Genomic DNA, 24527 nt, shown 5'->3' on the forward strand with positions numbered 1-24527 from the left:
CGTCCGCCGATTCGGTCACTATAGAAGTTGCACGACGCGACTATTCATTGAGGATCGAGTCTTGACTGAGCAGCTGCGACTGATGGCCGTGCACGCCCACCCCGACGACGAGTCGAGCAAGGGCGCGGCGACGATGGCCAAGTATGTGTCCGAGGGGGTGGACGTGCTGGTCGTGACCTGCACGGGAGGCGAGCGCGGCTCCATCCTCAATCCCAAGCTCCAGGGCGACGCCTATATCGAGGAGAACATCCACGAGGTACGCAGGAAGGAGATGGACGAGGCCCGCGAGATCCTCGGGGTGAAGCAGGACTGGCTCGGCTTCGTCGACTCCGGGCTGCCGGAGGGCGACCCGCTGCCGCCGCTCCCGCAGGGGTGCTTCGCCCTCGAGGACGTCGACAAGGCGGCCGGTGAGCTGGTCCGCAGGATCCGCGACTTCCGTCCCCAGGTCATCACGACCTACGACGAGAACGGCGGCTACCCGCACCCCGACCACATCATGACCCACAAGATCACGATGGTGGCCTTCGAGGGCGCTGCCGACGCGGAGAAGTTCCCCGAGTCCGAGTACGGGCCGGCCTTCCAGCCCCAGAAGCTCTACTACAACCAGGGCTTCAACCGTCCCCGCACCGTCGCCCTCCACGAGGCACTGCTCGAGCGCGGTCTCGAGTCGCCGTACGGCGAGTGGCTCGAGCGCTGGAAGGAGTTCCAGCGCGCGGAGCGGACGCTGACCACGTACGTTCCCTGCGCCGACTTCTTCGAGACCCGTGACCGGGCGCTGATCGCGCACGCCACGCAGATCGACCCGGAGGGCGGCTGGTTCCGCGTCCCCATGGAGATCCAGAAGGAGGTCTGGCCGACGGAGGAGTACGAGCTCGCGAAGTCGCTCGTCGAAACCTCCCTCCCCGAGGACGACCTCTTCGCGGGCATCCGGGACAATGCCTGACATGAGCGCAAGCGCACACCTCGCAATGACGCACATGGCCACCCTCGCCAAGGAGCTCGACGAGAACAAGGTCACCCCAGGTGTCCTCGGCTTTCTCGTCTTCGCGGCACTGGCCGTGGGCGTGTGGGCCCTGATGAAGTCCATGAACCGCCACATGGGCCGGGTGAACTTCGAGGAGGCCCCCGACCCGGAGACGGCCGGGGCCACGGAGAAGCAGGCCCGCGGCTCGGCGGCCTGACCGGCCGTACATCGTTGCCGGCGTGATTCCACGCACCGAATGGTGCCGTGGAATCACGCTTTGTGCTGTCTCGTGACCTCGGCGTGGCCGGGCGCGGACGGCAGGTGCACCGGGAGCACCACCGGCCCCTCCTCGGCCACATCCCCGCGCCCCGCACCGGCCCGGGAGGCGGGCGGGCCGCCACCGGCTTCCGTGAGGCAGGAGCGGACGAAGTCCTGGACTGCCGGGTCGGTGGTCGCGGCCGGGTTCCAGGCGACGCCGACGCGGGTGGGGGTGAGGCCGCTGACCGGGCGATAGGTGACGCCGGGGCGGGGGTAGAAGCGGGCGGAGGCCGCAGGCGTGAGGCTGATGCCCTGGCCGCCCGCGATCGCCGCCAGCCATTCGTCCGTGTTGCGGGCGACGGCCCCGATCGGTGCGGTGCGGCCGTCGTCAGCGTCGTCGCCGACCCAGAAGTCCCGCCAGGGCCCGGTTTCGAGGGGCGCCGCCACAAAGGGCTCGTCGCGCAGCCGGTCGAACGGGACCTCGTCCAGCGCGGCCAGCGGATGGGCGTCCCACAGGGCGACCCAGCGGGGTTCGGTGAAGAGGACTTCGACGCGGAAGGCGTCCTCGCCGGGGAACGGCAGGCGGACCAGTGCGGTGTCCACCTCTCCGTCGGCGAGGCCCGCGGACGGGTCGGTCCAGTCGGTGTGCCGCAGGGAGACCTGCCAGTCCGGGCGTAGGCGTGCGAACTCCGTAAGGATGCGCTGCGTCGCCTCGTTGGCCGCGCTGGCGACGAACCCGACCCGCAGGACACGGGCCTCCCGCCCGGCCGCACCCCGTGCCTCCCGTACCGCCCGGTCCCAGTGGGACAGCACCCCGGCCGCCGCGCCGGCCAGGGCACGGCCCGCCGCCGTGAGCTCCATTCCTGCCCGGGAGCGGATGAACAGCGGCACACCGAGCTGGTTCTCCAGCTGCTTGATCTGCTTGGTCAGGGTCGGCTGCGCCACGAAGAGCCGCTGTGCGGCGCGCGTCAGGTTCCCCTCCTCTGCCACGGCGTCGAAGGAACGCAGCAACCGGGTGTCGATGTCCATGCCGCCAGGTTATGGAAACGGCTATTGGACGCGCCGGTGGCCCACTCGCCAGGGTTGAAGTCACGGGGCGTCAGCGCGGCCCGGTCGTCATCGTTCCGTCTGCCTGGAGCCCGGTCATGTTCACGGCCTACCTCGTCGTCACCCTTCTCGCCGCCGCGACCAGCGGCTACTCCGCCGCCAATCACCTGATCCGACCCCGGTGGATGCTCGACAACCTGGCGAGTTACGGAGTGCCGCTCACCTGGGTGCCCGTACTGGGCATGCTGAAAGGGGCGGGTGTTCTGGGGCTGCTGATCGGCATCGGGTGGGTCCCGATCGCCGTCGCGGCGTCGGTCGGGCTGATCCTCTACTACGTGGGTGCAGTGATCGTGATCGCACGCTCGGGCCGCTGGGCCCATCTGCCCGCCCCGCTGCCGTTCCTCCTGTTGGCAGCGGCATCTCTGGCCCTGCGCCTGGCGTCGCCCTGAACGGGCCGCAGGCCGCCCCGTTCCGCCGCTCGTGATCAATAACAGCTAGCGGCCCGCCTCCACCGGCACCCCCATGACCTCCCGCGCGTGCCGGTTCGGGACCAGGCCCAGCTGCCACGCCTGCCAGCCGTCCTCCAGGCGCACCCCGCGTTCCAGCAGCACCGCCAGCGCCTCCGCGCAGTCCTCCAGCTTCGCGTCACGCGACGCGTGCCCGGCCGCCATCAGAAGCGACAGCTCCTCCTGGGCCACGACCGTGCCGACCTCGATGCCGCCGGGCGAGGCGTACGGCAACAGCGTGCAGCGCAGGAAACGGGCCCAGTCGCCGCCGCGCTCGTCGCCGTACGAGGCGAACAGGGCCGCCGCCTCGTCGCACAGCTCCAGCGCCTGCGGCGCGCGGCTGTTCCCGGCGTCGATCATCGCCAGCTCCAGGCACGTCCACGCCTCGCCGTGCGCGACGCCGATCCGGGCGAAGTCCGCGCGGGCGTCGACGAGGAGCTGGCGGGCGAAGCCCGAGTTGCGCAGGCTGCCCGTCCTGGCCGCGAGCTGGTCGCGGGTGACCCGGCCCGAATGGTGCCGGGCGCAGGCCAGCCCGTACACGTCCCGCATCCGGGAGAACATCGTCCGCGCCCGCTCCAGCTCCCGTACCGCCTGGTCGCGGTCGCCGGACTCCTCCAGGGCCTGGCCCAGGTAGTACAGCGTCCACGCCTCACCGCGGGCGTCCTCGTTCTCGCGGTGCCTGGCCAGCGCCCGGCGCAGGTCGTCCACCGCGGGTGCCGGGTCGCCGTCGACGAGCAGGGCACGTGCCAGCTGGGTCAGCGCCCATGCCTCACCGCGGCCGTCCCGGGTACGGCCGTACAGGTCGAGGGCCACCTCCAGCGCCGTCCGGGCGGCGGGCACGTCGCCCGTGCGCAGGAACACCTGGCCCAGCTGGAACTGCGACCACGCCTCGCCGTGCAGGGACTCCCCCTCCCGGTGCAGCGCCAGCGCCGTCTCCAGCAGCCGCAGCGCCTCGGCGAGATTCGCCCGGTCGCGCTCCACGGCGGCCAGCGCGTGCAGCGACCAGGCACGGTCCTCCGCCTGCTCCTGCGAGTCCTGCAGCGCGATCGCCTCGTGCAGCTTCGCCGCCGCCTCCGTGAGGTTGCCCTGGTGGTGCAGGGTGATCCCGAGCGAGCACAGCGCGAGCGCCGCACCGGCGTCGTGGTGCGCCTCCCGGTACAGGCCCACCACCGACGACAGCGTCGTACGCGCCTTGTCCAGCTCGCCGAGCTGCCGGGCCGCGATGCCGGTACGCCAGCGCACGGAGCGCTCCAGCAGACCCTGGTCGACGGCCTGGGTGAGCTCGCTGATCTCGCCCAGCCGGTACAGGTCCCCGCGAAGCAGGCAGTAGTCGCACAGCGCGCCCAGCAGCCCGAGCACGGCCTGCTGGTCCACACCCTCCGCGTGCCGCAGCGCCGAGGTGATGAAGCTCGACTCGTCGTCGAGCCAGCGGAGCGCCGCGTCCAGCGAGGGGAAGCCGTACGCCCCGAACTGCCCGGCCCGCGTCGACATCTTGCCGTCGACCATCCGGATCACCGCGCCCGCCAGCTCCGCGTAGTTCCGGATCAGCCGCTCCTGCGCCGCGCCGCGGTCGGCGGCGTCCTCCTCGTCCATGAGCCGGTTCCTGGCGAAGCTGCGCACCGCGTCGTGCAGCCGGTAGCGCCCCGAGCGCACATGGTCGATCAGCCCCGCCTCGGCGAGCGCCGCCAGCAGCCGCTTCGCCTCCTTCTCGTCGGTGGCCAGCAGCGCCGCGGCCGCCGCCGGGCCGAGCGAGGCCCGGCCCGCCAGCGCCAGCCGGCGCAGCAGTCGCCGCGCCTGCTCCGGCTGGTCGGTGTAGCGCAGCCGCAGCGCCCGCTCGACCGGGTCAAGCGGCCCCAGGGCACGGAGGTCGGCGGCCAGAGCGTCCGCGGAACGCTCGCCCAGCGAGGAGCCGGCCGTCCGCAGCGCCAGCGGCAGTCCGCCGCACAGCTCGCGGACCTCGTCCGCGGACCGGACGTCGTACGGCCCCGGTGCGGACCCGGCCGCCGCGGACCGCAGCAGTTCCTCCGCGCCCGCTGCGTCCAGCGCCTCGACCGGCAACTGGTGCACCCGGGCCGGGATGTCGTCGGGCAGGTCGAGCGGCGCGCGGGTCGTCACCAGCACCAGGCTGTCCGACCGCTCCGGCAGCAGCGTGCGCACCTGGTCCGGGTCGCTCGCGTCGTCGAGTACCACCGTCACCGGCAGCCCGGTCAGATACTGGTGGTACAGCTCGCTCAGCCTCCGCACCTGCTGCTCCGCGGAGGCGCTTTCACGGAAGAGCAGTTGCTCGCGCGGCGCACCGAGCCGGTTCAGCAGGTGCAGCAGCGCGTCACGGGTCGGCAGCGGCTGCTCGCCGTCGCCCCGGAGGTCGACCACGCACGCGCCGCGGAACAGGTCCTTGAGGTGGTGGGCGGCGCGCACCGCGAGCGTCGTGCGTCCCGAGCCCGGATCGCCGTGGAGCACCACCACCACCGGAAGGGTCCGCGTCGCCGCGCGGGCCGCGTGCACCCACTGGGTGATCTGCGCCATCTGCGAGCGGCGCCCGGCGAACGGGCCCCCTGGATCGGGCAGATGACCGAACGACTGCTCCAGCACGGACCTGCGCCGTGCCGCCGCCGACCGGTCGGCGCCGCGCAACTGCGGCACGACGGAAGCCTTCTTCGCGGGCCGGGCCGACGCGGCCAGCATCCGCTGCTGGTCCAGGAACGGGCGGATGCCCCGTACCTCCAGCGCCGTCAGCCACTGGAGCCGCAGCTGCTCCACGCCGCCGGGCTGCGCGAGTGCTCCCGCCCTGCGGTGCGCCGCGGGCCAGTGCGCGGCGGTCACTTTGGCGACGGTGGTCGCCGCACCGGCGACGGCCACGACGGCACCCGCCCCGAGCGCGGTGCCCGTCGCCGTGCCGAGGGCCACGTCGGCGCCGATCGCCGCGACGGCGGCGACGGCGGTGACCAGCACCGGAGCGCCGAGCGCTTCGCGGCTGAAGCGCTGCGACAGCGGCTGCTGCCCGGCTTCGGCCTCGGTGAGCGCCTGTTCGTAGGCCGCGTACTCCTCGCTCGCGCCGGCCGCCATCGAGTCGAGAGCGGCACGCCCTCGCGCGAGCAGCGTCCCGGCGTCCGAGCTGCCGCCCGAGCGCCGCACCTCCTCCTCCACCGCTCGTGCCAGCAGCCGTTCCGCTTCAGCCCGGTGGCTGTCCCGCATGTGCGTCCCCCTAGAAGACCCGGATTTCGTGTCGCTACCCATCCATCGGCCCGTCAAGTGTCGTCGGCGTGGGGAGGAAGTGCGAGGGGTTCCGGCGGGGGAGGGGGTGAGCGGGGGTGTCAGACTGGCAGCTCTTCCGGGATTCCGGGATTTCGGGGTCCGGGCCGTGCGAAAGGGACCGGGATGAGTCTGGTGATCGAGAGCCGGACGTCGGAGCTGCCGTACATCGAGCGGGTGTGGCGCAGCCGGAGCGACGACGTCGCCCGGATGATGTCGGTCGCGACGGCCCACTGGGAGCTGGTGTTCTGGGAGCACCAGGGCCGGGCACAGGCCGCCGTGCTGGGCCCGGAGCCGAGGGCGTCCCAGGCGCCGGTGCCGGATGACGCGGTCTTCTTCGGGATCAGTTTCGCGCTGGGTACCTCGATGCCGCACCTCCCTGTGAGCAGTCTCGTGGGCGGCAACGCGGAGATCCCCGACGTGACGCGACGTTCGCTCTGGCTGAAGGGTTCGGCCTGGCACGTGCCGGACTACGACAACGCGGAGGCGTTCGTCCTGCGGATGGTGCGGGAGGGGATCGTGGACCAGGACCCGATCGTGCCCGCTGTGCTCGGCGGCGCCCGTCCGGACGTCTCCGACCGCACCCTGCAGCGGCGTTTCGTCGCGGCGACGGGCCTGACACAGGGCGCCGTCCGGCAGATCCAGCGCGCACGGCAGGCCGCGGTACTGGTCCAGGAGGGGGTGCCGGCCCAGGACGTCGTCCACCGGCTGGGGTTCTTCGACCAGCCGCACCTGGCACGGTCCTTGAGTCGGTACATCGGCCGGAGCGCCACTCGGCTGAGTGTCCCGGACCACGCGGAGCCGCTGTCGCTTCTGTACAAGACCTGAGCCGCGGCCCCGGCCTAGTGTTCACGACGTGGCCGAAGGGGCCGGCCCGTCCCGGCCGGAGCGCCGTCAGGGCCGGCACGGAGGCGGACTCCGCACTCATCATGGAGGAATCATGCGCAAGGTTGTCTCGGGTCTGTTCATCTCGCTCGACGGTGTCGCACAGGCCCCCAACGAGTGGCAGTTCGCGTTCGACGAGCAGATGGGCGCGGCGATGGCCAACACGCTGGAGACGGCCGACACGATCCTGCTGGGCCGGGTGACGTTCACCGAATGGGCCGGGTACTGGCCCACCGTGACCAGCGGCGAGGACGCCGGCTTCGCCAAGTGGATCAACGAATCGCCGAAGTACGTGTTCTCCTCGACGCTTGACGGCGTCGACGACTGGTCGAACAGCACGCTGGTCAAGGGGGATCTCGCGGCTGCGGTCGAGGAACTCAAGTCGGGCGAGGGCAAGGACATCACCGTCGCCGGCAGCCCGACGCTGGTGCGCTCGCTGCTGGAGCAGGACCTGCTGGACGAGCTGGTCCTGCTGATCCACCCGGTGGTGGCCGGAGAGGGGCGCAAGAAGCTGTTCGCCGACGACGCCGCGATGAAGAAGCTCGAGCTGGTGAGCGCCGAGCCGACGAGCAGCGGTGTGATCATCGCGACCTACCGCCCGGTGCGCTGACCGGGCGCGGGCCGGGCGGGCGGGTTCGCCGGCGCGCACTCAGAGCGCGTCGAGGTCGACCTCGACGGTGAAGGGCGCGACGGCCCTCACCACGCCGGTGAACACGTCCCCGTCCCGGTTGGGCGTCTCTTCACGCCGCCGCGCCGATGGCGTGCGGCGTGGGCTCGCAGGCGCGGCAACGGCCGGGTCCGGGCGCGCGGAAGGCCCGGTCGCAGTCGTCGCAGTTCTGGAGGGGGTCGGGGCGCGGCGCGGCCGGTGCCGCCGCCGGGAGCGGGGGTGGGAGGAGGGTCGTGAGGCGGTGGGCGAGCAGCCCCGCCGGGCGGAAGATCGGCCCGTCCGGAAGGGCGGCGGTGAGCGTGCGGTGGACGGCCTTGGGGTCGATGCCGCGATCCAGCCAGCGGTCCACGCCCGGCGCGAGACGGCGGATGTCCGGGACGGAGAGCAGCAGGCGGGGGTCGGTGGCGCGCAGCCCGGCGAGCAGGCGGTGGGCCGCCGGGCTCACCGGTTCGGGTACCGGCGGCGTCGGCACGGGCGCAGGTGGGGCAGATGCCCGGGCGGGAACCGGGGCCGGAGCGGGGGCCGCTGCCGGGGGCGGCTCCGTGACCGGTTCCGGCCGGGCGGGCGCGTCGTCGGCCGGCACCCGGTCCCGCATCGCGGGCGGGTTGTTGTACGAGACGGTGACGGTCACCAGAGCGCCGGACGGGAGCCGGACACGGATCCGGGCGATGTACCCCTCCGCCTCCAGTTCGTTGAAGGCGTCGCCGATGCGCTTCTCGCTCTCGGGGAAACGCTGGGCGAGGGCCCGGATGGAGATGACCGTCCCGGCCTTGAGGGACTGGACGTGGGTGGCCAGTCCGATGGCCGTGAGGGACAGGTTCTCGTGCTGCGCGAGGTGGTTCCCGACCACGGTGAAGCGCTCCGGGTGGCGGACGTTGACGTGCCGGACACCGGAGGTGGGAACGAGGGACAGGGCGCGCGGGAGCGCGTTAAGCTGCGGATCAGCCATCGGGAAGGCTCGACTTCCTGGGTGGTGAGGCCCTCGATCGGGATGCCCGTCCCGGCCGGGGGCCGTTGCGTTTGTGAGGTTGTGTGCCGAGCGTGCACCGCGAACGGGCATATGCGCCAGCCGGGTTGGCCTCAATCACCCGAGCGGGTGACGCAGGGGGCGGGGGTGGGTAGGGAGGGTTCTCTCCCAGATTCTTTACTCCTTGACCGCGCGGGAGACCGGGTCGCGCTCCACCGCGACGCGGCACCCCTGTTCCGGTTCGACCGGGGCGAGTTGGTTCAATTCGGCCCAGACCGTCTTGCACGGCGCAGGACCCTCCGTGACGCCCCACCGGTCCGCCAGCGCCGCTACGAGCAGCAGTCCGCGCCCCGACTCCGCGTGCGGGGCGGGCGCGGTGGTGACGGGCAGCCGTTCACCGCGCGCATCCGTCACCTCGATCCGTACGGTGCCGTCGGCGGCCAGCGTCAGGCTCATGCGGAAGTCCCGCCCCGGGGCGCGCCCGAGGGTGATCGCGTTGGCGGCCAGCTCGGCGACGATCTGGGCGGCCGAATCGCACGGCCGCCCCCAGTCCGCGAGATGCGCGACGGCCAGCCGCCGGGCGAGGTGTGCGCCTCGGTGGGTGGCGGACAGCATCATGGTGACGTGTCGGACGGGAACGGGGACGGCCTCGGGAGCGGAGGTGCCGGTTCGGGTGATTTCCTGGTTCACGTCACTCAGCGTGGTCGCCCGTGCATAGGCTGAACAGTCTCGGCGGCAGGACGTGCCGCTTCTGTCCGGGGGCGGGCGGGTGCTGTCCGGGCTGTACGCCGGTCAAGTGCCCACTGCGAAAGGCCATGCCCATGGAGGATGTGACCAGCCACGCCGCCGATGACGAGTCCGTTGCCGTCCTGAAGGCCGTGGGCCGCCAGATCAAGGCGTGGCGTGAGCGAGCCGGACTCCGCCAGAGCGAACTCGGCGCGGCGATCGGCTACGGCGAGGAACAGGTGTCGTCCGTAGAGCGCGGACGACGCGTGCCGAAGCCCGAGTTCCTCGACAAGGCGGACGAGGTGCTGGACGCGGGCGGCATCATCGCGGCGATGAAGCAGGACGTCGCCGAGGCCCGCTATCCGAAAAGGGTCCGTGATCTGGCCAGGCTGGAGAACGAAGCGGTCGAGTTGGGGGCGTACGAAAGCCATAACGTGCACGGCTTGTTGCAGACCGAGGAGTACGCCCGCGCACTGTTCCACATGCGTCGCCCGGTCCTCAGCGATGAAGTGGTGGAGCAAGGCGTGGCGGCGCGCATCGCTCGGCAGTCCGTCTATACCAACCACCCTGCGCCGATCATCAGCTTCGTGCAGGAGGAAGTGACGCTCCGCCGCCCTCTCGGAGGCCAGGCGGTATGGCGTCGACAGTTGGAGCGACTGCTGGAGATCGGCAGCCTTCGGCATGTCGAGATCCAGGTCATGCCGACCGAGAGGCGCGATCACGCAGGAATGGCAGGGCCCTTCCAGCTGCTCAAGATCAAGGACGGATCGACGGTCGGTCATGTCGACGTACAGCGGTTCTCGCGCCTGGTCTCGCACCCGCAGGAGGTGCAGCCGCTCGAAATCCAGTATGGAATCATCCGGGCACAGGCGCTGACTCCTCATGAGTCTCTGGCCTTCATCGAAAAAGTGCTGGGGGAGACATGACCGACACACCCGCACCCTCGTTGCGGTGGTCGAAGAGCAGCTACAGCAGCAGCGAACCGGACTCCAGTTGCGTCGAGGTCGCCACCACCCCCCTCGCCGTCCACGTCCGCGACTCCAAGGACACGTCACTGCCCGCCCTCACCCTCGGCCGGGACGCGTGGACCGCCTTCGTCGCGCGTACCGGCCGGCGCTGACCTTCCGGGCCGGGGGGCTGGGACGACACCGGCGCCCCTGACCGGACCGCCGGCGGTGACGGCCGGCGCCACGCCCCGAGGTGCCGCGCCGCGTCCCCGGTCGCCGTGCGCAAGGATGGAGGTATGGCGAACCGACTTGCGCAGGCCACGTCCCCCTACCTCCTCCAGCACGCCGACAACCCCGTCCACTGGTGGCAGTGGGAGCCCGCTGCCTTCGAGGAGGCGAGGCGGCGCGGCGTGCCGGTCTTCCTGAGCGTCGGGTACAGCAGCTGCCACTGGTGCCATGTCCTCGCGCACGAGAGCTTCGAGGACGCGGGGACCGCCGCGTACATGAACGAGCACTTCGTCAACATCAAGGTCGACCGCGAGGAGCGGCCGGACGTCGACGCCGTCTACATGGAGGCCGTGCAGGCCGCTACCGGGCAGGGCGGCTGGCCGATGTCCGTGTGGATGACGGCCGACGGGAAGCCCTTCTACTTCGGGACCTACTTCCCGCCCGAGCCCCGCCACGGCATGCCGTCCTTCCGGCAGGTGCTGGAGGGCGTCAGCGACGCCTGGACCGGCCGACGGGACGAGGTCGGGGAGGTCGCGCAGCGGATCGCCTCCGATCTGGCCGCGCGGTCGCTGGTGGTCGGCGGCGACGGGGTGCCCGGCGAGGAGGAACTGGCACAGGGCCTGCTCGGACTGACCCGTGACTACGACGAGCGGCACGGCGGCTTCGGCGGTGCGCCGAAGTTCCCGCCGTCGATGGTCCTGGAGTTCCTGCTGCGGCACCACGCGCGCACGGGCGCCGAGGGTGCGCTGCAGATGGCCGCCGACACCTGCGAGGCGATGGCCCGCGGCGGCATCTACGACCAGCTCGGCGGCGGGTTCGCCCGCTACTCGGTGGACCGCGAGTGGGTCGTCCCGCACTTCGAGAAGATGCTGTACGACAACGCCCTGCTGTGCCGGGTCTACGCCCACCTGTGGCGTGCCACGGGCAGCGATCTGGCCAAGCGGGTCGCGCTGGAGACCGCCGACTTCCTGGTGCGCGAGATGCGGACGTCGGAGGGCGGCTTCGCCTCCGCGCTGGACGCGGACAGCGACACGGCGGACGGCGGCCACGCCGAGGGCGCCTTCTACGTGTGGACACCCGCGGAGCTGCGCGAGGTGCTCGGCGACGAGGACGGTGCACGGGCGGCGGAGCTCTTCGCGGTGACCGAGGAGGGCACCTTCGAGGAGGGTTCGTCGGTGCTGCGACTGCCCGTCGGCGAACCGGACGCGGACCTGCGCGCCCGGCTCCTCGCGGCCCGTGAGGAGCGGCCGCGCCCGGGACGCGACGACAAGGTGGTGGCCGCCTGGAACGGGCTCGCGATCGCCGCGCTCGCCGAGACCGGCGCGTTCTTCGGCCGGCCGGACCTCGTCGAGCGCGCCACGGAGGCCGCGGACCTGCTGGTGCGGGTGCACATGGACTTCGAGGCGGGTGGAATCCGCCTGCACCGCACGTCCAAGGACGGCACGGCCGGGGCGAACGCCGGTGTGCTGGAGGACTACGCGGACGTCGCGGAGGGCTTCTTGGCGCTCGCGGCGGTCGGCGGCGAGGGCAGCTGGCTGGAGTTCGCGGGCTTCCTGCTGGACATGGTCATGGACCGGTTCACGGGAGAGGGCGGCCAGCTGTACGACACCGCCCACGACGCGGAGCCCCTGATCCGCCGCCCGCAGGACCCCACGGACAACGCTGCTCCCTCGGGCTGGTCGGCGGCGGCCGGCGCGCTGCTGACGTACGCCGCGCACACCGGCTCGGAGGGCCATCGCACCGCGGCGGAAGGGGCGCTGGGCGTGGTGAAGGGGCTCGGTCCGCGTGCCCCGCGGTTCGTCGGCTGGGGTCTCGCCGTCGCGGAGGCGCTGCTGGACGGACCGCGCGAGGTGGCGGTCGTCGGCCCCCAGGGCGACCCGGCGACGCGGGAGCTGCATCTGACGGCACTGATGGGCACGGCGCCGGGGGCGGCGGTCGCGGTGGGGGAGCCGGGCAGCGACGAGTTTCCGTTGCTGCGGGACCGTCCTTTGGTGAACGGCAGTTCGGCCGCTTACGTCTGCCGTGGTTTCGTGTGCGATTCACCGACCACAAACGCAACAGAACTTGCCCGGAAACTCACCGACTGAGACGAGAACAGCTGAATTTATCCGTCGGGCCCCGGAACGAAATCCTCCGCCTCTATTGTCCTGAACGCAGATGAGTTGGCGCGCGTACTGGGGAGTGACGCGCGTGGGGGAAGTACGTGCCGACGGCCAGGGGGGTCCTGCCGCGGCACAGTGGCAGGGGGGCCATTAATGCTCATATCGCTGTTCATTGCTGCCATTTCCGTGGCGCTCTTCTGGATGGCGGCGTTCACGCTGTGGTGGCAGATGCACGCCTGGCGTACGCCGGAGACTCTCGCGGCGACACGGTTCGACCGGCCCGACGGAGGGGTCGGTCTCTCCTTCTCGCTGCTGCTGCCGGCCCGCCACGAGCAGGCGGTGCTGGAGCACACCATCGAGCGGCTGCTGGAGTCCAGCCACTCCAACTTCGAGATCATCGTGATCGTCGGACACGACGACCCGGAGACCGCGGCGGTCGCCGAACGCGCCGCCGCCCGCGATCCCGTGCGGGTGCGGGTCATCACCGACACGCACGAGACCAAGAACAAACCGAAAGCGCTCAACACGGCACTGCCGCACTGCCGCGGCGACATCGTCGGGGTGTTCGACGCCGAGGACCAGGTTCACCCGGAGCTGCTGGCCCACGTCGACCACGCCTTCACCTCCACCGGCGCCGACGTGGTGCAGGGCGGGGTCCAGCTGATCAACTTCCACTCCAGCTGGTACAGCCTGCGCAACTGCCTGGAGTACTTCTTCTGGTTCCGCAGCAGGCTCCACCTGCACGCGCAGAAGGGCTTCATCCCGCTCGGCGGCAACACCGTCTTCGTACGCACCCCGGTGCTGCGCGAGGCCGGCGGCTGGGACCCGAACTGCCTCGCGGAGGACTGCGACCTGGGCGTGCGGCTGTCGTCCGTCGGCAAGAAGGTCGTCGTCGCGTACGACAGCGACATGGTCACCCGGGAGGAGACCCCGGGCACTTTGATGAGCCTGCTCAAGCAGCGCACCCGCTGGAACCAGGGGTTCCTTCAGGTCTACCGGAAGAAGGACTGGAAGCAACTGCCCGGGCGCGGGCAGCGCATGCTGGCCCGCTACACCCTGATGACGCCGTTCCTCCAGGCGTACTCGGGTGTGGTCATCCCGGTCAACGTCGCGATCGCGCTCTTCCTCGACGTGCCGGTGGGGGTCGCCATCGTGACCTTCCTGCCGCTGATCACGGCGATGGTCACCTTCGTCTTCGAGATCGTCGGACTGCACGACTTCGGCAAGCAGTACGGCCTGCGGGTCCGTGCGATCCACTACGTCAAGCTCGTCGTCGGCGGCCCCTTCTACCAGATCCTCCTCGCCGGCGCCGCCGTGCGCGCGGTCTGGCGGGAGCAGCGCGGCCGTAACGAGTGGGAACTCACCAGCCATGTAGGCGCGCACCTCACCGAGGTGTCCGGGACCAGAGAGGACGCCCTGCGGTGACGACCACACTGCCTCCGGCCCCTGAAGCCACCGAGCCGGTATCCGCCGCACCCGCGAAGGCGAAGGCCACCACCGCGCCCGCGTACGTCCGCCCGGTCGTACGGTTCCGCACATCGCGGCCCGACCTGTTGCTGTGCGGCGCGCTCCTGTGCGTGATCCTGCTCGTGCAGGGCTGGAACATCACCCAGTTCCCTACGCTCAGCGACGACGAGGGCACCTACCTCGCCCAGGCGTGGGCGGTCCAGCAGGGCGAAGGGCTCGCCCACTACACGTACTGGTACGACCATCCGCCGCTCGGCTGGATACAGATAGCGTTCCTGACCTGGATACCCTCGCTGATCGCCCCGGAGACGATGAGCGTCGCCTCCATGCGGTTCGCGATGCTGGCGGTCAGCGCGGCGTGCGCGGTGCTGCTGTACGTGCTGGCGCGCCGGCTGTTCCTGCCGCGATGGGCGGCCGGGCTGGCGATGGCCCTCTTCGGTCTCTCGCCGCTGTCCGTCGTGCTGCAGCGCGAGATCTTCCTCGACAACATCGCCGTGATGTGGATGCTGCTGGCGTTCTGCCTGGCCGCGTCGCCCAGCCGGCACCTGTGGCACCACTTCGCCGCGGGGCTCACCGCCGCCGTCTCCGTGCTGACCAAGGAGACCATGCTGGTGGTGCTGCCCGCGCTGCTGGTGACTATGTGGCGGCACAGCCACCGCGACACCCGTAAGTTCGCGGTGACCGGAGCGATCACGGCCTGCGCGCTGATCGGCCTGTCGTATCCGCTGTACGCGCTGCTGAACAGCGAACTGTTCCCCGGCGCCGGCCATGTGTCTCTGATCGACGGCATCACTTACCAGATGAGCCGGCCCGGTTCCGGGTTCATCCTCGACGAGGGCACCGGCTCCCACGGGGTCCTCACCTCCTGGCTCTACTACGACACCGTTCTGCCGCTGGGCGGACTGGCCGGCGCGGTGTTCCTACTCGTCACGGTCCGCTGGTCGGTCACGGCACGGGCACTCGCCGGCCCGGCGCTGGTGGTGGCGATCCTCGCGGTCGTCGCGATGCGGCCCTCGGGCTACCTCCCGGCGATGTACGTGATCCAGGCGCTGCCGTTCCTCGCGCTGGTGCTTGCGGCAGCGGCGGCCGGCGTGGCCCACGCCGTGCTCGGCCGCGGCAACCCGGGCGCGGCGCCCGCCCGGCCCGGCCTGTCCACCCCGCTCGCCCGGGCGCGCGCCGCACGCCTCACCGCGGCGGCCCTGCTGGCCGTGGCGGCGGCCGGGTACGTCGCTCCCCGCTGGTACGACGGCAACCGGACCGCGCTCACCGTCGACGCCAACGCCCCCTATCGCGCCGCGGCCGCGTGGATGCAGAACGAGGTCGACGACCCGGCCGGCACCCGCGTGCTCGTCGACGACGCCCTCTGGCTGGATCTCGTGCACGACGGTTTCGAGCCCGGCACCGGGGCGATCTGGTTCTACAAGGCGGACCTCGACCCGGCGGTGGCGAAGACGATGCCGCGCGGCTGGCGCGACCTCGACTACGTCGTGTCGTCACCGACCGTACGGCGTGACGCCGTCGACCTGCCCAACGTCAAGTCCGCGCTCGAACACTCGACGCCGGTCGCCGTCTTCGGCACGGGCGAGGACCGTATCGAGATCCGCAGGATCGCTGGAGGCGAACTGTGACCACCCCCCGTACGGGCGCCGAGGAACTCGGCGATCCGGAGCTGAGTGCTACCCAGGTCGCCGAACCCGGCGCCGTCACCATCGTCGTCCCCACCTACAACGAGTCCGGCAACATCCGTGAACTGCTGCGCAGACTCACCGACTCGGTGCCGTCCCGGCTGCCCTGCGAGGTGCTGTTCGTCGACGACTCGACCGACGACACCCCGGACGTGATCCGCAGCGCCGCCCAGGACTGCCCGTTCCCGGTCGACGTGCTGCACCGGGACACTCCGGACGGCGGCCTCGGCGGGGCCGTCGTCGAAGGAATGCGGAGGGCGGGCTCCGACTGGATCGTCGTCATGGACGCCGACCTCCAGCATCCCCCCGCCCTGGTACCGGACCTGGTCGCGGCGGGCGAACGCGCGGGCGCGGACCTGGTCGTCGCCAGCCGCTACATCCGCGGCGGCAGCCGCGAGGGCCTCGCCGGCGGTTACCGTATCGCCGTCTCGCGCGGCGCGACGTGGCTGACCAAGGCACTGTTCCCGCGGCGGCTGCGCGGCATCAGCGATCCGATGAGCGGTTTCTTCGCGATCCGGCGCAGTGTGGTGACGGCCGACGCGCTGAAGCCGCTCGGCTACAAGATCCTGCTGGAACTGGCGGTGCGCTGCCGCCCGGAGACGGTCGCCGAGGTGCCGTTCGTCTTCCAGGACCGGTTCGCCGGCGAGTCGAAGTCGACGGCGAAGGAGGGCATGCGGTTCCTCGGTCATCTCAGCGGGCTGCGCACCGCGTCCGCGATGGCCAGGATGGTCGCGTTCGGTCTGATCGGGCTGACCGGGTTCGTACCGAACCTCTTGGCGCTGCATGTGCTGACCGGCGCCGGCATGCACTACCTGCCGGCCGAGGTCGTGGCCAACCAGTTCGGTGTGGCCTGGAACTTCCTGCTCATCGAGGTGCTGCTGTTCCGCGACCGCAGACGCCACCGGCACTGGGCGGACCGGGCCGGCCGCTTCGCACTGCTGGCCAACGCCGACCTGCTGCTGCGGATCCCGCTGATCGCGCTGTTCGTGTCCTGGCTGGACATGGCGGTGCTTCCGGCGACGGCGCTCGCGCTGCTGACCACGTTCGTCGTGCGCTTCGCCGCGACGGAGGCCCTGGTCTATCTGCCGCGCAGGAAAGGCGCCCCGCACGCCGTCCGGCCGGACGCGCGGGTCGCCGGCTCCTGATCCACCCCCCACCGTCATCACCCCGGAAGAGAGCCGCACGAAGGGAACCCGCTCATGCCGCCACCGCTCCGGATCTCCCGCCGACGCAGACGCAGAACCGCCCTGCTCGCCGTCGGCGCCATGACCACGGCGCTGCTGATGTCCGTCCCGCAGACGGCCCAGGCCGGTCCGCCCAACCTGGTCTCCAACCCGGGCTTCGAGACGGCGGGCACGGGTGACATGCCGGCCTGCTGGTCCAAGTCCGGCTGGGGTGACAACGACTTCACGTTCGAGACGGTCGCCGACGCCCACTCCGGCACCAAGGCGATGAAGGTCTCGCTGACCCGCCGTGTCGACGGCGACCGCAAGGCACTGATCACCGAGACCACGGCCTGCGCGCCGCAGGTGACGCCGGACCGGCAGTACGACCTCTCGCTCTGGTACAAGTCGACCACCCCGGACACCTCCGTCACGCTCTTCCGGCACGACACCACGGCCGGCTGGCAGTACTGGACGGACCTGAAGACCCTGGAGATGAGCGCCGGTTACCAGCGGGCCGAGGTCCGCACCCCGGCCGTCCCGCCGGGCACCGACCGGATCGCGTGGGGCGTGTCCGTGTACGGCACGGGCTCGGTCACCACCGACGACTACGTGATGGAGGAGGTCTCGGTCCCGCCTCCGGAGCCCACCTGCACCGGAACGCCGCAGGAGTGCCTCAAGGGCCGCTGGGACGTCCTTCCGGTGCAGAACCCGGTGCGCTCCATGCACTCGGTGGTCATGCACAACGGCAAGGTCCTCGTCATCGCCGGTTCGGGCAACGACGAGGCACTCTTCGAGGCGGGCACCTTCACCTCGGCCGTCTACGATCCGGCGACCGGCACCTTCAAGACGATTCCCACGCCGGTCGACATGTTCTGCGCGGGCCATGTGCAGCTCCAGGACGGCAAGATCCTGATCATGTCGGGCAACAAGGGCTACCCGTCGGCGGACGGCTCGATCGGCTATCAGGGCCTGAAGGACTCGTTCGTCTTCGACCCGGAGACCGAGACCTACACGCGCACCAACGACATGAACGGCGGCCACTGGTACCCGTCGGCCACCATCCTCGGCAACGGTGACGTCATCTCCTTCGGCGGCCTGAAGGAGGACTCGACCGGCAATGTGACCGCGGAGAAGTTCTCCGCCGCACAGAACAAGTGGCTCCCGATGAACGAGGTCAACCAGACCTGGTCGTACTGGGGCCTGTACCCGTCGATGATCCTCATGCAGGACGGCCGCCTCTTCTACTCCGGCAGCCACACCTTCGGCAACGGCACCCCCGGCACCGGCGCCTCGATCTACGACTACGAGGCCAACACCATCACCGACGTCCCCGGCCTGCGGGCCAAGGACGAACGCGACGAGTCGGCGAGCGTGCTGCTGCCGCCGGCGCAGGACCAGCGGGTGCTGACGATCGGCGGCGGCAACAACGAGACCAATCCGGTCGCCAACCGCTTCACCGACATCATCGACCTCAAGCAGCCGAACCCGGCTTACGTGCACGGCCCGCTGCTGCCGCAGGGCGAGGTCGACCAGGGTCAGGGCCGCCGGCCCCAGACCGGCGCCGAGGGCAAGATGTACGTCTCGGCCGTCCTGCTCCCGGACGGAAAGGTCTTCGAGACCGGCGGCGCCCTGCACGACCGGGCCGACCCGGTGTACGAGGCGTCGTTCTTCGACCCGGTGACCAACACCTACGAGGCGGGGCTCGCGACCGACCCGATCCCGCGCGGCTACCACTCCTCGTCCTTCCTGCTGCCCGACGGCCGCGTCATGTCCGTCGGCGACAACCCCGGCAACGGCACCTACAACCACAACGTGTCCATCTACACGCCGCCGTACCTGCTCAAGGGTGCCCGGCCGCAGATCACTTCGGTGATCGACGGGCAGTGGACGTACGGCGACACCCAGCGGATCACCGTCGACCGGCCGATCGCGAAGGCGGAGTTGATCCGCCCGGCGGCGGTCACGCACTCGTCCGACCCCAACCAGCGGTTCGTGGACCTGCCGATGACGGTCGACGGCAACAACGTCGACCTGAACGTCACGAGCAACCCGAACCTCGCGCCACCGGGCTGGTACATGCTCTTCGCGGTCGACGCCAACGGCGTGCCGTCGGTGGCCCGGTGGGTGCACCTCGGCGGTCCGCCGACCATGGCTCGGGCAGCGGCGGACCATCCCTCCGCCCATGTCCACGACTTCGCGGACGATCTGACCCGGGCACCGAAGAAGGCGCTCAAGAAGCGGAGTTCGGTGCCCGTCGACCCGCGGATCGCGGGCTGCGACCGGCATTACGGCAACGCGGGCGTCTGCGTCCCCACCACCTTCCCGAAAACCGTGAAGCCGACCACCGCGGGCCGCTGCGCCTGGCTCGCCGCGCACGACTACGGCCGCCTGAAGGTCAACGGCGGGGACGACCCCCTGCGGCTCGACCCGAACCGGGACGGCGTGGCGTGCGGGAAGGGGGACGTGCGCAGAAGGTGACGGCCGGTGAGCCGCGTGTGTGCGAGCCCTGTCCGCCGGCCGGCGGACAGGGCTCGGCCCGGTTCGACCGGGGCCGGACCGACGCCCTCCCCTGGTCGGCGAGGGTGTCGGCGCGGCGTCAGATGCGGTGCCGGCCGAGGTTCATGGACTCGTGGAAGTCGGCGCGTCATGGTAGGGCAGCGGATCGCCGCCCCGTACGGCACCCCCGCAGGGCGAACCTCCCGGTGTCACCGGGCAGTCACAGCCGCAGGCCGCCCTCCAGCACGTCCAGCGTGCGGTCCACGAGAGCGACCAGGTCGTCCTGCTGGCCGCGCTCGCCCCAGTGGATCAGCGCCTCGCGCAGCGCGGCCATGACGGCGGCGGTGAAGACCCGTACCTCCAGGTCGTCCGGTTCCCGGCCCGCCCGGTCGGCGATCGGGCGGGCAAGCAGCTGAGAGGTCTCGGCCATCGTCTCCGTCATCCGGGCCCGCACGGCGGGGACCTCGAGCATGAGCCGGGTGCGCAGCCGCATCTCCTCGGGTTCGTTCTCGAGGATCGCGGCGACGGCGCCGGTCAGGATGACCCGCAGGGACTCGAGCGGTGGTTCATCCGCAGGCCGCGTCCGCAGTACCGCTTCCATGACCGGGTCGAACTCGTCGGTGAGGACGATGTCTTCCTTGGTGGGGAAGTAGCGGAAGACCGTGGAGGGAGAGACCTCCGCCGCCGCCGCGATCTGCTCGACCGTGGTCGCGTCGTACCCCTGCTCGGCGATCAGCCGGTAGGTGGCCTTGCGGATCGCGATACGGGTCTTGAGCTTCTTGCGCTCCCGCAGCCCCATCGGGGGCTGGTGCTGTTCGAACGGGAGAGGTGCGGTGGCGGCCATGGTCGTCATTGTCGGGCATCCGCCGCCGCCCCGGCCACGCCCGGGGTCACGGCGGCCACGGTGCTCCCCGTCCTCGGCAGCAGCGCCGCCGCGAGGAGCGCCGTGATCAGCGCGGCGATCCCGGAGACCAGCAGCACCACACCCACGCCCCTCGCGTACGCGGCGTCCGCCGCCGCGGTGAGCACCGGGTCGCCCAGCAGATGCGCGGCGACCACGGAGTCCCCGGCCGCGTCGGGAGCGCCGGCCGGCAGCCGGCTTTCGTAGACGGCCGCCAGCAGCGACCCGATGAGCGCGATCCCGATCGCGCTGCCGACCTGGCGTACGGTCGTCAGCAACCCGGAGCCGGAGCCCGCGCGGTCCGGCGGCAGGGTGTCGATGGCGGCCGTCATCGCGGGCACCATCGAGAAGCCGAAGCCGAGCCCGGCGACCGACAGCCACAGCGCGGTGAAGCCGTAGCCGCTCTCGGGGGTGACGCGGCTGCCGAGGAAGCCCGCGAAGGCGAGGACGACGAGCCCGGCGGTGATCACCGCACGGGCGCCGAAGCGCTCGGCCAGCGGGGCGCTGCCCTTGGCGGCGACGATCAGCCCGCCCATCAGCGGCAGCATCCGCACCCCGGTGCCGAAGGCGTCGTTCCCGAGGACGGCCTGGAGGTACGGCGGGAGCACGAACATCAGCCCGGAGAGCACGAACATCGCCAGGGTCACGGTCAGGGTGTTGAGCAGGAACGAGCGGTCGGCGAGGAGAGCCATGTCGAGCATGGGCCGCGCGGCGCGACTCTCCCGGACGACGAGGGCCGCGATCAGCACCGCGGCGGTGGCGAGGGCGCCGAGGACCGCCGGGTCCGTCCAGCCGCGGACGGGCGCCTCGATGATCCCGTAGATCAGTGCGCCGAGACCGGTTGCCGTCAGCGCCGTGGACAGGACGCCGACCCGGGGCGCCGCGGGGTCGCGGGTCTCCGGCAGCAGGAACATGCAGGCGGTGATCCCGATCGCGACCATCGGGATGTTGACGACGAAGACGGAGCCCCACCAGAAGTGGTCGAGCAGCCACCCGCCGACGACCGGCCCGAGCGGCAGTCCTAGCGCGGAGGCGGCGGTGACGACGCCGACAGCCTTGGCACGCTCCCGGCCGGCGAAAAGCGACGGCACGACAGCCATGCCGAGCGGCATCACGAAGGCGGCGCCGACGCCCATGGCGGCGCGTGCGGCGATGACGGTGGTGACGTCGCCGGCGAGTGCGCCGACGACGGAGCCGGCCAGGAAGACGCCCAGGCCCGTCACCAGCATCCGCCGGCGGCCGAACCGGTCGCCGATCAGCCCGGCCGGGAGCATCAGGGCGGCGAAGACCACGACGTAGCCGTCCGCCATCCACTGCTGCTCCCCTGTGGTGGCGCCGAGCTGTTCCGCCATGGCGGGCAGGGCCACGTTCAGGATGGTCATGTCGAAGCCCAGGACGAGCAGGCTCGCGACCATCGCCGCCAGGGCCCACCAGCGCCGGGGGTCGGGTACGGACATGACGCACCTCCTTCGGAGAGTGAGTGTCGAGTGACAGTAACTCTCAAAAAGAGGGGAGCGTCAATATTTGATTGTGGTCCTGAGCCGGGCGCGCCGGCTCAGGAGTGCTGGTACGCCACCAGGGAGATCCCCACGTAGTGGACGATGAACGCCGCGAGCGTGAGGGAGTGGAAGACCTCGTGGAAGCCGAACCAGCGCGGTGACGGGTTCGGCCGCTTGAGCCCGTAGATCACGCCGCCCGCGCTGTAGAGCAGTCCGCCGACGACCACCAGCACGAGTACGGCGATGCCGCCCTCGCGCAGGAAGTCGGGCAGGAAGAACACCGCGGCCCAGCCCATCGCTATGTAGCAGGGCGTGTACAGCCAGCGCGGTGCGCCCACCCAGAACACCCGGAAGGCGATCCCGGCCACCGCGGCCACCCAGACCGCCCACAGCAGTACCCGTCCGGTGGACGAGGGGAGCAGGAGCAGCGTGAGCGGCGTGTAGGTGCCCGCGATGATCAGGAAGATGTTGGCGTGGTCCAGTCGGCGCAGCACGGCCGTGGCGCGCGGGCCCCAGTCGCCGCGGTGGTAGAGCGCGCTGACGCCGAAGAGGAGGCAGGCGGTCGCCACGTAGACGCCGCAGGCGATCTTGGCCTTGGTCGAGTCCGCGAGTGCGGTGAGGGTGATTCCCGCGATCACCACGGCGGGGAACATTCCTGCGTGCAGCCACCCGCGCAGCCGCGGTTTCACCGGGGGCGGGTCGATCTCGGTCACGTCGGGCATGGCTGCAGTCATGCCCGAATGCTACCTACGCAACCGTAGGTAACAATGACGAGTGGCGATGCTCACGTGAGAGGGCCTCTGGACATATGGGCATTCGGCATCGATGATCAGATGAGTGCGGTCGGCACCGGATGAGCGCCAGCCAAAAGTTAGGTACGAAGCATCCGGGTCGCGGCCCCCACGGGGCACAAACCAAACAAACCCTCACTTAGGAGCGATCGTGGCGCGCGACATCGCGGCTCCCAGCGTCCCCACCAATCACCAGGAGCTCATCTCCTGGGTCGACGAGATCGCAGCTCTCACGCAGCCGGACAACATCGTCTGGTGCGACGGCTCGGAGGCCGAGTACGAGCGGCTGGCCGAGGAGCTGGTGGCCAAGGGCACGTTCAAGAAACTGGACCCGATCAAGCGCCCGAACTCCTACTACGCCGCGTCCGACCCCTCCGACGTCGCCCGCGTCGAGGACCGCACCTTCATCTGCTCCGAGAAGGAGGAGGACGCCGGCCCGACGAACCACTGGAAGGCGCCCGCGGAGATGAAGGACATCTTCGCCGGTGACAAGGGGATCTTCCGCGGCTCGATGAAGGGCCGCACGATGTACGTCGTGCCCTTCTGCATGGGCCCGCTCGGCTCGCCGCTGTCCGCGATCGGCGTCGAGATCACCGACTCGGCTTACGTCGCCGTGTCCATGCGCACCATGACGCGCATGGGGCAGGCCGTCCTCGACGAACTGGGCGAGGACGGCTTCTTCGTCAAGGCCGTCCACACGCTGGGCGCGCCCCTGGCGGAGGGCGAGGCCGACGTCCCGTGGCCGTGCAACTCCACCAAGTACATCTCGCACTTCCCCGAGACCCGTGAGATCTGGTCCTACGGCTCCGGCTACGGCGGCAACGCCCTGCTCGGGAAGAAGTGCTACGCGCTGCGCATCGCGTCCGTCATGGCACGCGACGAGGGCTGGCTCGCCGAGCACATGCTGATCCTCAAGCTCACCCCGCCGCAGGGCGAGTCCAAGTACGTGGCCGCCGCGTTCCCGTCCGCCTGCGGCAAGACCAACCTCGCCATGCTGGAGCCCACGATCTCCGGCTGGACGGTCGAGACCATCGGCGACGACATCGCCTGGATGCGCTTCGGCGAGGACGGCCGCCTCTACGCGATCAACCCCGAGGCGGGCTTCTTCGGCGTCGCGCCCGGCACCGGTGAGCACACCAACGCCAACGCCATGAAGACGCTCTGGGGCAACGCCGTCTTCACCAACGTCGCGCTCACCGACGACGGCGACGTGTGGTGGGAGGGCATGACCGAGGAGCCCCCGGCCCACCTCACGGACTGGAAGGGCAACGACTGGACGCCCGAGTCCCCGACTCCGGCCGCCCACCCCAACGCCCGCTTCACCGTCCCGGCCTCGCAGTGCCCGATCGCCGCGCCGGAGTGGGAGGACCCCAAGGGCGTGCCGATCTCGGCGATCCTCTTCGGCGGCCGCCGCGCCTCCGCGGTCCCGCTGGTGACCGAGTCCTTCAACTGGCAGCACGGCGTCTTCCTGGGCGCGAACGTCGCCTCCGAGAAGACCGCCGCCGCCGAGGGCAAGGTCGGTGAGCTGCGCCGCGACCCGTTCGCCATGCTGCCGTTCTGCGGCTACAACATGGGCGACTACATGGCCCATTGGCTCAAGGTCGGAGCCGATGCGGACGCCTCCAAGCTGCCGAAGATCTACTACGTGAACTGGTTCCGCAAGAACGACGCCGGCAAGTTCGTCTGGCCCGGCTTCGGCGAGAACAGCCGCGTGCTGAAGTGGATCGTGGAGCGTCTCGAGGGCAAGGCCGAGGGTGTCGAGACGCCGATCGGCATCCTGCCGACGCGCGACGCGCTCGACACCGCGGGCCTGGACATGCCGGAGGAGGACCTCGACTTCCTGCTCAAGGTCGACGCCGAGGTCTGGCGCGAGGAGGCCGCTCTGGTTCCCGAGCACCTCAACACCTTCGGTGACCACACGCCCAAGGAACTGTGGGACGAGTACCGCGCGCTGGTGGCCCGCCTCGGCTGAG

General features: G+C 70.9%; 20 protein-coding genes. 13 read left to right on the forward strand and 7 right to left on the reverse strand.

Annotated elements, in window-relative coordinates; translation table 11 throughout:
* Positions 1 to 61: 61 nt before the first annotated feature.
* Together mca and MDN94_RS13020 are read left to right on the forward strand one after the other, a co-directional pair.
* On the forward strand, positions 62 to 943 hold the full coding sequence (gene mca, locus MDN94_RS13015; protein ID WP_482725992.1) for a mycothiol conjugate amidase Mca: 882 nt from the start codon (positions 62 to 64) through the stop codon (positions 941 to 943).
* Positions 936 to 1181 carry a hypothetical protein gene (locus tag MDN94_RS13020; RefSeq protein WP_482725993.1) on the forward strand — a complete coding sequence of 82 codons (246 nt, stop codon included), beginning with the start codon at positions 936 to 938 and terminating at the stop codon, positions 1179 to 1181. The genes mca and MDN94_RS13020 overlap by 8 nt, the downstream gene beginning before the upstream one ends.
* 53 nt (positions 1182 to 1234) lie before the next feature.
* On the opposite strand, the gene MDN94_RS13025 is transcribed toward MDN94_RS13020, so the two are convergent.
* Positions 1235 to 2251, reverse strand: coding sequence for a LysR family transcriptional regulator (locus MDN94_RS13025; RefSeq protein ID WP_482725994.1), 1017 nt, complete (start codon positions 2249 to 2251; stop codon positions 1235 to 1237).
* Between the two features lie 116 nt (positions 2252 to 2367).
* Here MDN94_RS13025 and MDN94_RS13030 point away from each other — a divergent pair, with 116 nt between their 5' ends.
* A complete protein-coding gene (locus tag MDN94_RS13030; RefSeq protein ID WP_482725995.1) occupies positions 2368 to 2718 on the forward strand; it encodes a DoxX family protein in 351 nt (116 codons plus the stop codon).
* 45 nt (positions 2719 to 2763) lie between these two features.
* Here the strand turns inward: MDN94_RS13030 and MDN94_RS13035 are convergent, their stop codons facing one another.
* Positions 2764 to 5970, reverse strand: a complete 3207-nt coding sequence (locus MDN94_RS13035) for a tetratricopeptide repeat protein (RefSeq protein ID WP_482725996.1) — start codon at positions 5968 to 5970, stop codon at positions 2764 to 2766.
* 183 nt (positions 5971 to 6153) lie between these two features.
* Here MDN94_RS13035 and MDN94_RS13040 point away from each other — a divergent pair, with 183 nt between their 5' ends.
* Together MDN94_RS13040 and MDN94_RS13045 are read left to right on the forward strand one after the other, a co-directional pair.
* Complete coding sequence (locus MDN94_RS13040) at positions 6154 to 6855, forward strand: helix-turn-helix domain-containing protein (protein WP_482725997.1); 702 nt, start codon at positions 6154 to 6156, stop codon at positions 6853 to 6855.
* A gap of 112 nt (positions 6856 to 6967) precedes the next feature.
* Positions 6968 to 7522: a dihydrofolate reductase family protein gene (locus MDN94_RS13045; RefSeq protein WP_482725998.1), complete on the forward strand. Its 555-nt coding sequence runs from the start codon at positions 6968 to 6970 to the stop codon at positions 7520 to 7522.
* 130 nt (positions 7523 to 7652) lie between these two features.
* On the opposite strand, the gene MDN94_RS13050 is transcribed toward MDN94_RS13045, so the two are convergent.
* Complete coding sequence (locus MDN94_RS13050; RefSeq protein WP_482725999.1) at positions 7653 to 8528, reverse strand: helix-turn-helix domain-containing protein; 876 nt, start codon at positions 8526 to 8528, stop codon at positions 7653 to 7655.
* Positions 8529 to 8723: 195 nt separating this feature from the next.
* Positions 8724 to 9236 carry an ATP-binding protein gene (locus MDN94_RS13055; RefSeq protein ID WP_482726000.1) on the reverse strand — a complete coding sequence of 171 codons (513 nt, stop codon included), beginning with the start codon at positions 9234 to 9236 and terminating at the stop codon, positions 8724 to 8726.
* Positions 9237 to 9367: 131 nt separating this feature from the next.
* On the opposite strand from MDN94_RS13055, the gene MDN94_RS13060 reads away from it, so the two are divergent.
* From MDN94_RS13060 to MDN94_RS13090, 7 genes are all read left to right on the forward strand, one after another.
* Positions 9368 to 10198 carry a helix-turn-helix domain-containing protein gene (locus tag MDN94_RS13060; RefSeq protein WP_482726001.1) on the forward strand — a complete coding sequence of 277 codons (831 nt, stop codon included), beginning with the start codon at positions 9368 to 9370 and terminating at the stop codon, positions 10196 to 10198.
* Positions 10195 to 10392: a DUF397 domain-containing protein gene (locus MDN94_RS13065; RefSeq protein WP_482726002.1), complete on the forward strand. Its 198-nt coding sequence runs from the start codon at positions 10195 to 10197 to the stop codon at positions 10390 to 10392. Before MDN94_RS13060 ends, MDN94_RS13065 begins: the two co-directional genes overlap by 4 nt.
* 123 nt (positions 10393 to 10515) lie before the next feature.
* Positions 10516 to 12534 carry a thioredoxin domain-containing protein gene (locus MDN94_RS13070; RefSeq protein WP_482726003.1) on the forward strand — a complete coding sequence of 673 codons (2019 nt, stop codon included), beginning with the start codon at positions 10516 to 10518 and terminating at the stop codon, positions 12532 to 12534.
* A gap of 168 nt (positions 12535 to 12702) precedes the next feature.
* On the forward strand, positions 12703 to 13974 hold the full coding sequence (locus tag MDN94_RS13075) for a glycosyltransferase (RefSeq protein WP_482726004.1): 1272 nt from the start codon (positions 12703 to 12705) through the stop codon (positions 13972 to 13974).
* Positions 13971 to 15644 (forward strand): ArnT family glycosyltransferase, encoded by a 1674-nt coding sequence (locus MDN94_RS13080; RefSeq protein WP_482726005.1) that lies wholly within the window; start codon positions 13971 to 13973, stop codon positions 15642 to 15644. Before MDN94_RS13075 ends, MDN94_RS13080 begins: the two co-directional genes overlap by 4 nt.
* Positions 15641 to 16846 (forward strand): glycosyltransferase, encoded by a 1206-nt coding sequence (locus MDN94_RS13085; protein WP_482726006.1) that lies wholly within the window; start codon positions 15641 to 15643, stop codon positions 16844 to 16846. The genes MDN94_RS13080 and MDN94_RS13085 overlap by 4 nt, the downstream gene beginning before the upstream one ends.
* Before the next feature lie 120 nt (positions 16847 to 16966).
* Positions 16967 to 19345 (forward strand): galactose oxidase family protein, encoded by a 2379-nt coding sequence (locus MDN94_RS13090; RefSeq protein WP_482727063.1) that lies wholly within the window; start codon positions 16967 to 16969, stop codon positions 19343 to 19345.
* 238 nt (positions 19346 to 19583) lie between these two features.
* Here MDN94_RS13090 and MDN94_RS13095 read toward each other — a convergent pair whose 3' ends face one another.
* The 3 genes from MDN94_RS13095 to trhA form a co-directional block, all read right to left on the reverse strand.
* On the reverse strand, positions 19584 to 20207 hold the full coding sequence (locus tag MDN94_RS13095; RefSeq protein WP_482726007.1) for a TetR/AcrR family transcriptional regulator: 624 nt from the start codon (positions 20205 to 20207) through the stop codon (positions 19584 to 19586).
* A 5-nt stretch (positions 20208 to 20212) separates the two neighbouring features.
* Positions 20213 to 21721, reverse strand: a complete 1509-nt coding sequence (locus MDN94_RS13100) for a DHA2 family efflux MFS transporter permease subunit (protein WP_482726008.1) — start codon at positions 21719 to 21721, stop codon at positions 20213 to 20215.
* A 98-nt stretch (positions 21722 to 21819) separates the two neighbouring features.
* Entirely contained in the window at positions 21820 to 22497 is a 678-nt protein-coding gene (gene trhA / locus MDN94_RS13105) for a PAQR family membrane homeostasis protein TrhA (RefSeq protein WP_482726009.1), read from the reverse strand.
* A 208-nt stretch (positions 22498 to 22705) separates the two neighbouring features.
* On the opposite strand from trhA, the gene MDN94_RS13110 reads away from it, so the two are divergent.
* The gene (locus MDN94_RS13110; RefSeq protein WP_482726010.1) at positions 22706 to 24526 is read left to right on the forward strand and encodes a phosphoenolpyruvate carboxykinase (GTP); all 1821 of its coding nucleotides are present in this window, start codon (positions 22706 to 22708) and stop codon (positions 24524 to 24526) included.
* Position 24527: the final 1 nt, after the last annotated feature.

The sequence above is a fragment of the Streptomyces sp. WAC00040 genome, from assembly GCF_056835925.1.

Bases quoted from the DNA above. Each gene is read 5' to 3' on its own strand.
- trhA (WP_482726009.1), bottom strand. From the start codon at position 22,497: ATGACTGCAGCCATGCCCGACGTGACCGAGATCGACCCGCCCCCGGTG.
- MDN94_RS13035 (WP_482725996.1), bottom strand. From the start codon at position 5,970: ATGCGGGACAGCCACCGGGCTGAAGCGGAACGGCTGCTGGCACGAGCG.
- MDN94_RS13070 (WP_482726003.1), top strand. From the start codon at position 10,516: ATGGCGAACCGACTTGCGCAGGCCACGTCCCCCTACCTCCTCCAGCAC.
- MDN94_RS13095 (WP_482726007.1), bottom strand. From the start codon at position 20,207: ATGGCCGCCACCGCACCTCTCCCGTTCGAACAGCACCAGCCCCCGATG.
- MDN94_RS13025 (WP_482725994.1), bottom strand. From the start codon at position 2,251: ATGGACATCGACACCCGGTTGCTGCGTTCCTTCGACGCCGTGGCAGAG.
- MDN94_RS13100 (WP_482726008.1), bottom strand. From the start codon at position 21,721: ATGTCCGTACCCGACCCCCGGCGCTGGTGGGCCCTGGCGGCGATGGTC.
- MDN94_RS13030 (WP_482725995.1), top strand. From the start codon at position 2,368: ATGTTCACGGCCTACCTCGTCGTCACCCTTCTCGCCGCCGCGACCAGC.
- MDN94_RS13040 (WP_482725997.1), top strand. From the start codon at position 6,154: ATGAGTCTGGTGATCGAGAGCCGGACGTCGGAGCTGCCGTACATCGAG.
- MDN94_RS13075 (WP_482726004.1), top strand. From the start codon at position 12,703: ATGCTCATATCGCTGTTCATTGCTGCCATTTCCGTGGCGCTCTTCTGG.
- MDN94_RS13050 (WP_482725999.1), bottom strand. From the start codon at position 8,528: ATGGCTGATCCGCAGCTTAACGCGCTCCCGCGCGCCCTGTCCCTCGTT.
- MDN94_RS13065 (WP_482726002.1), top strand. From the start codon at position 10,195: ATGACCGACACACCCGCACCCTCGTTGCGGTGGTCGAAGAGCAGCTAC.
- MDN94_RS13045 (WP_482725998.1), top strand. From the start codon at position 6,968: ATGCGCAAGGTTGTCTCGGGTCTGTTCATCTCGCTCGACGGTGTCGCA.
- MDN94_RS13020 (WP_482725993.1), top strand. From the start codon at position 936: ATGCCTGACATGAGCGCAAGCGCACACCTCGCAATGACGCACATGGCC.
- MDN94_RS13090 (WP_482727063.1), top strand. From the start codon at position 16,967: ATGACCACGGCGCTGCTGATGTCCGTCCCGCAGACGGCCCAGGCCGGT.
- MDN94_RS13060 (WP_482726001.1), top strand. From the start codon at position 9,368: ATGGAGGATGTGACCAGCCACGCCGCCGATGACGAGTCCGTTGCCGTC.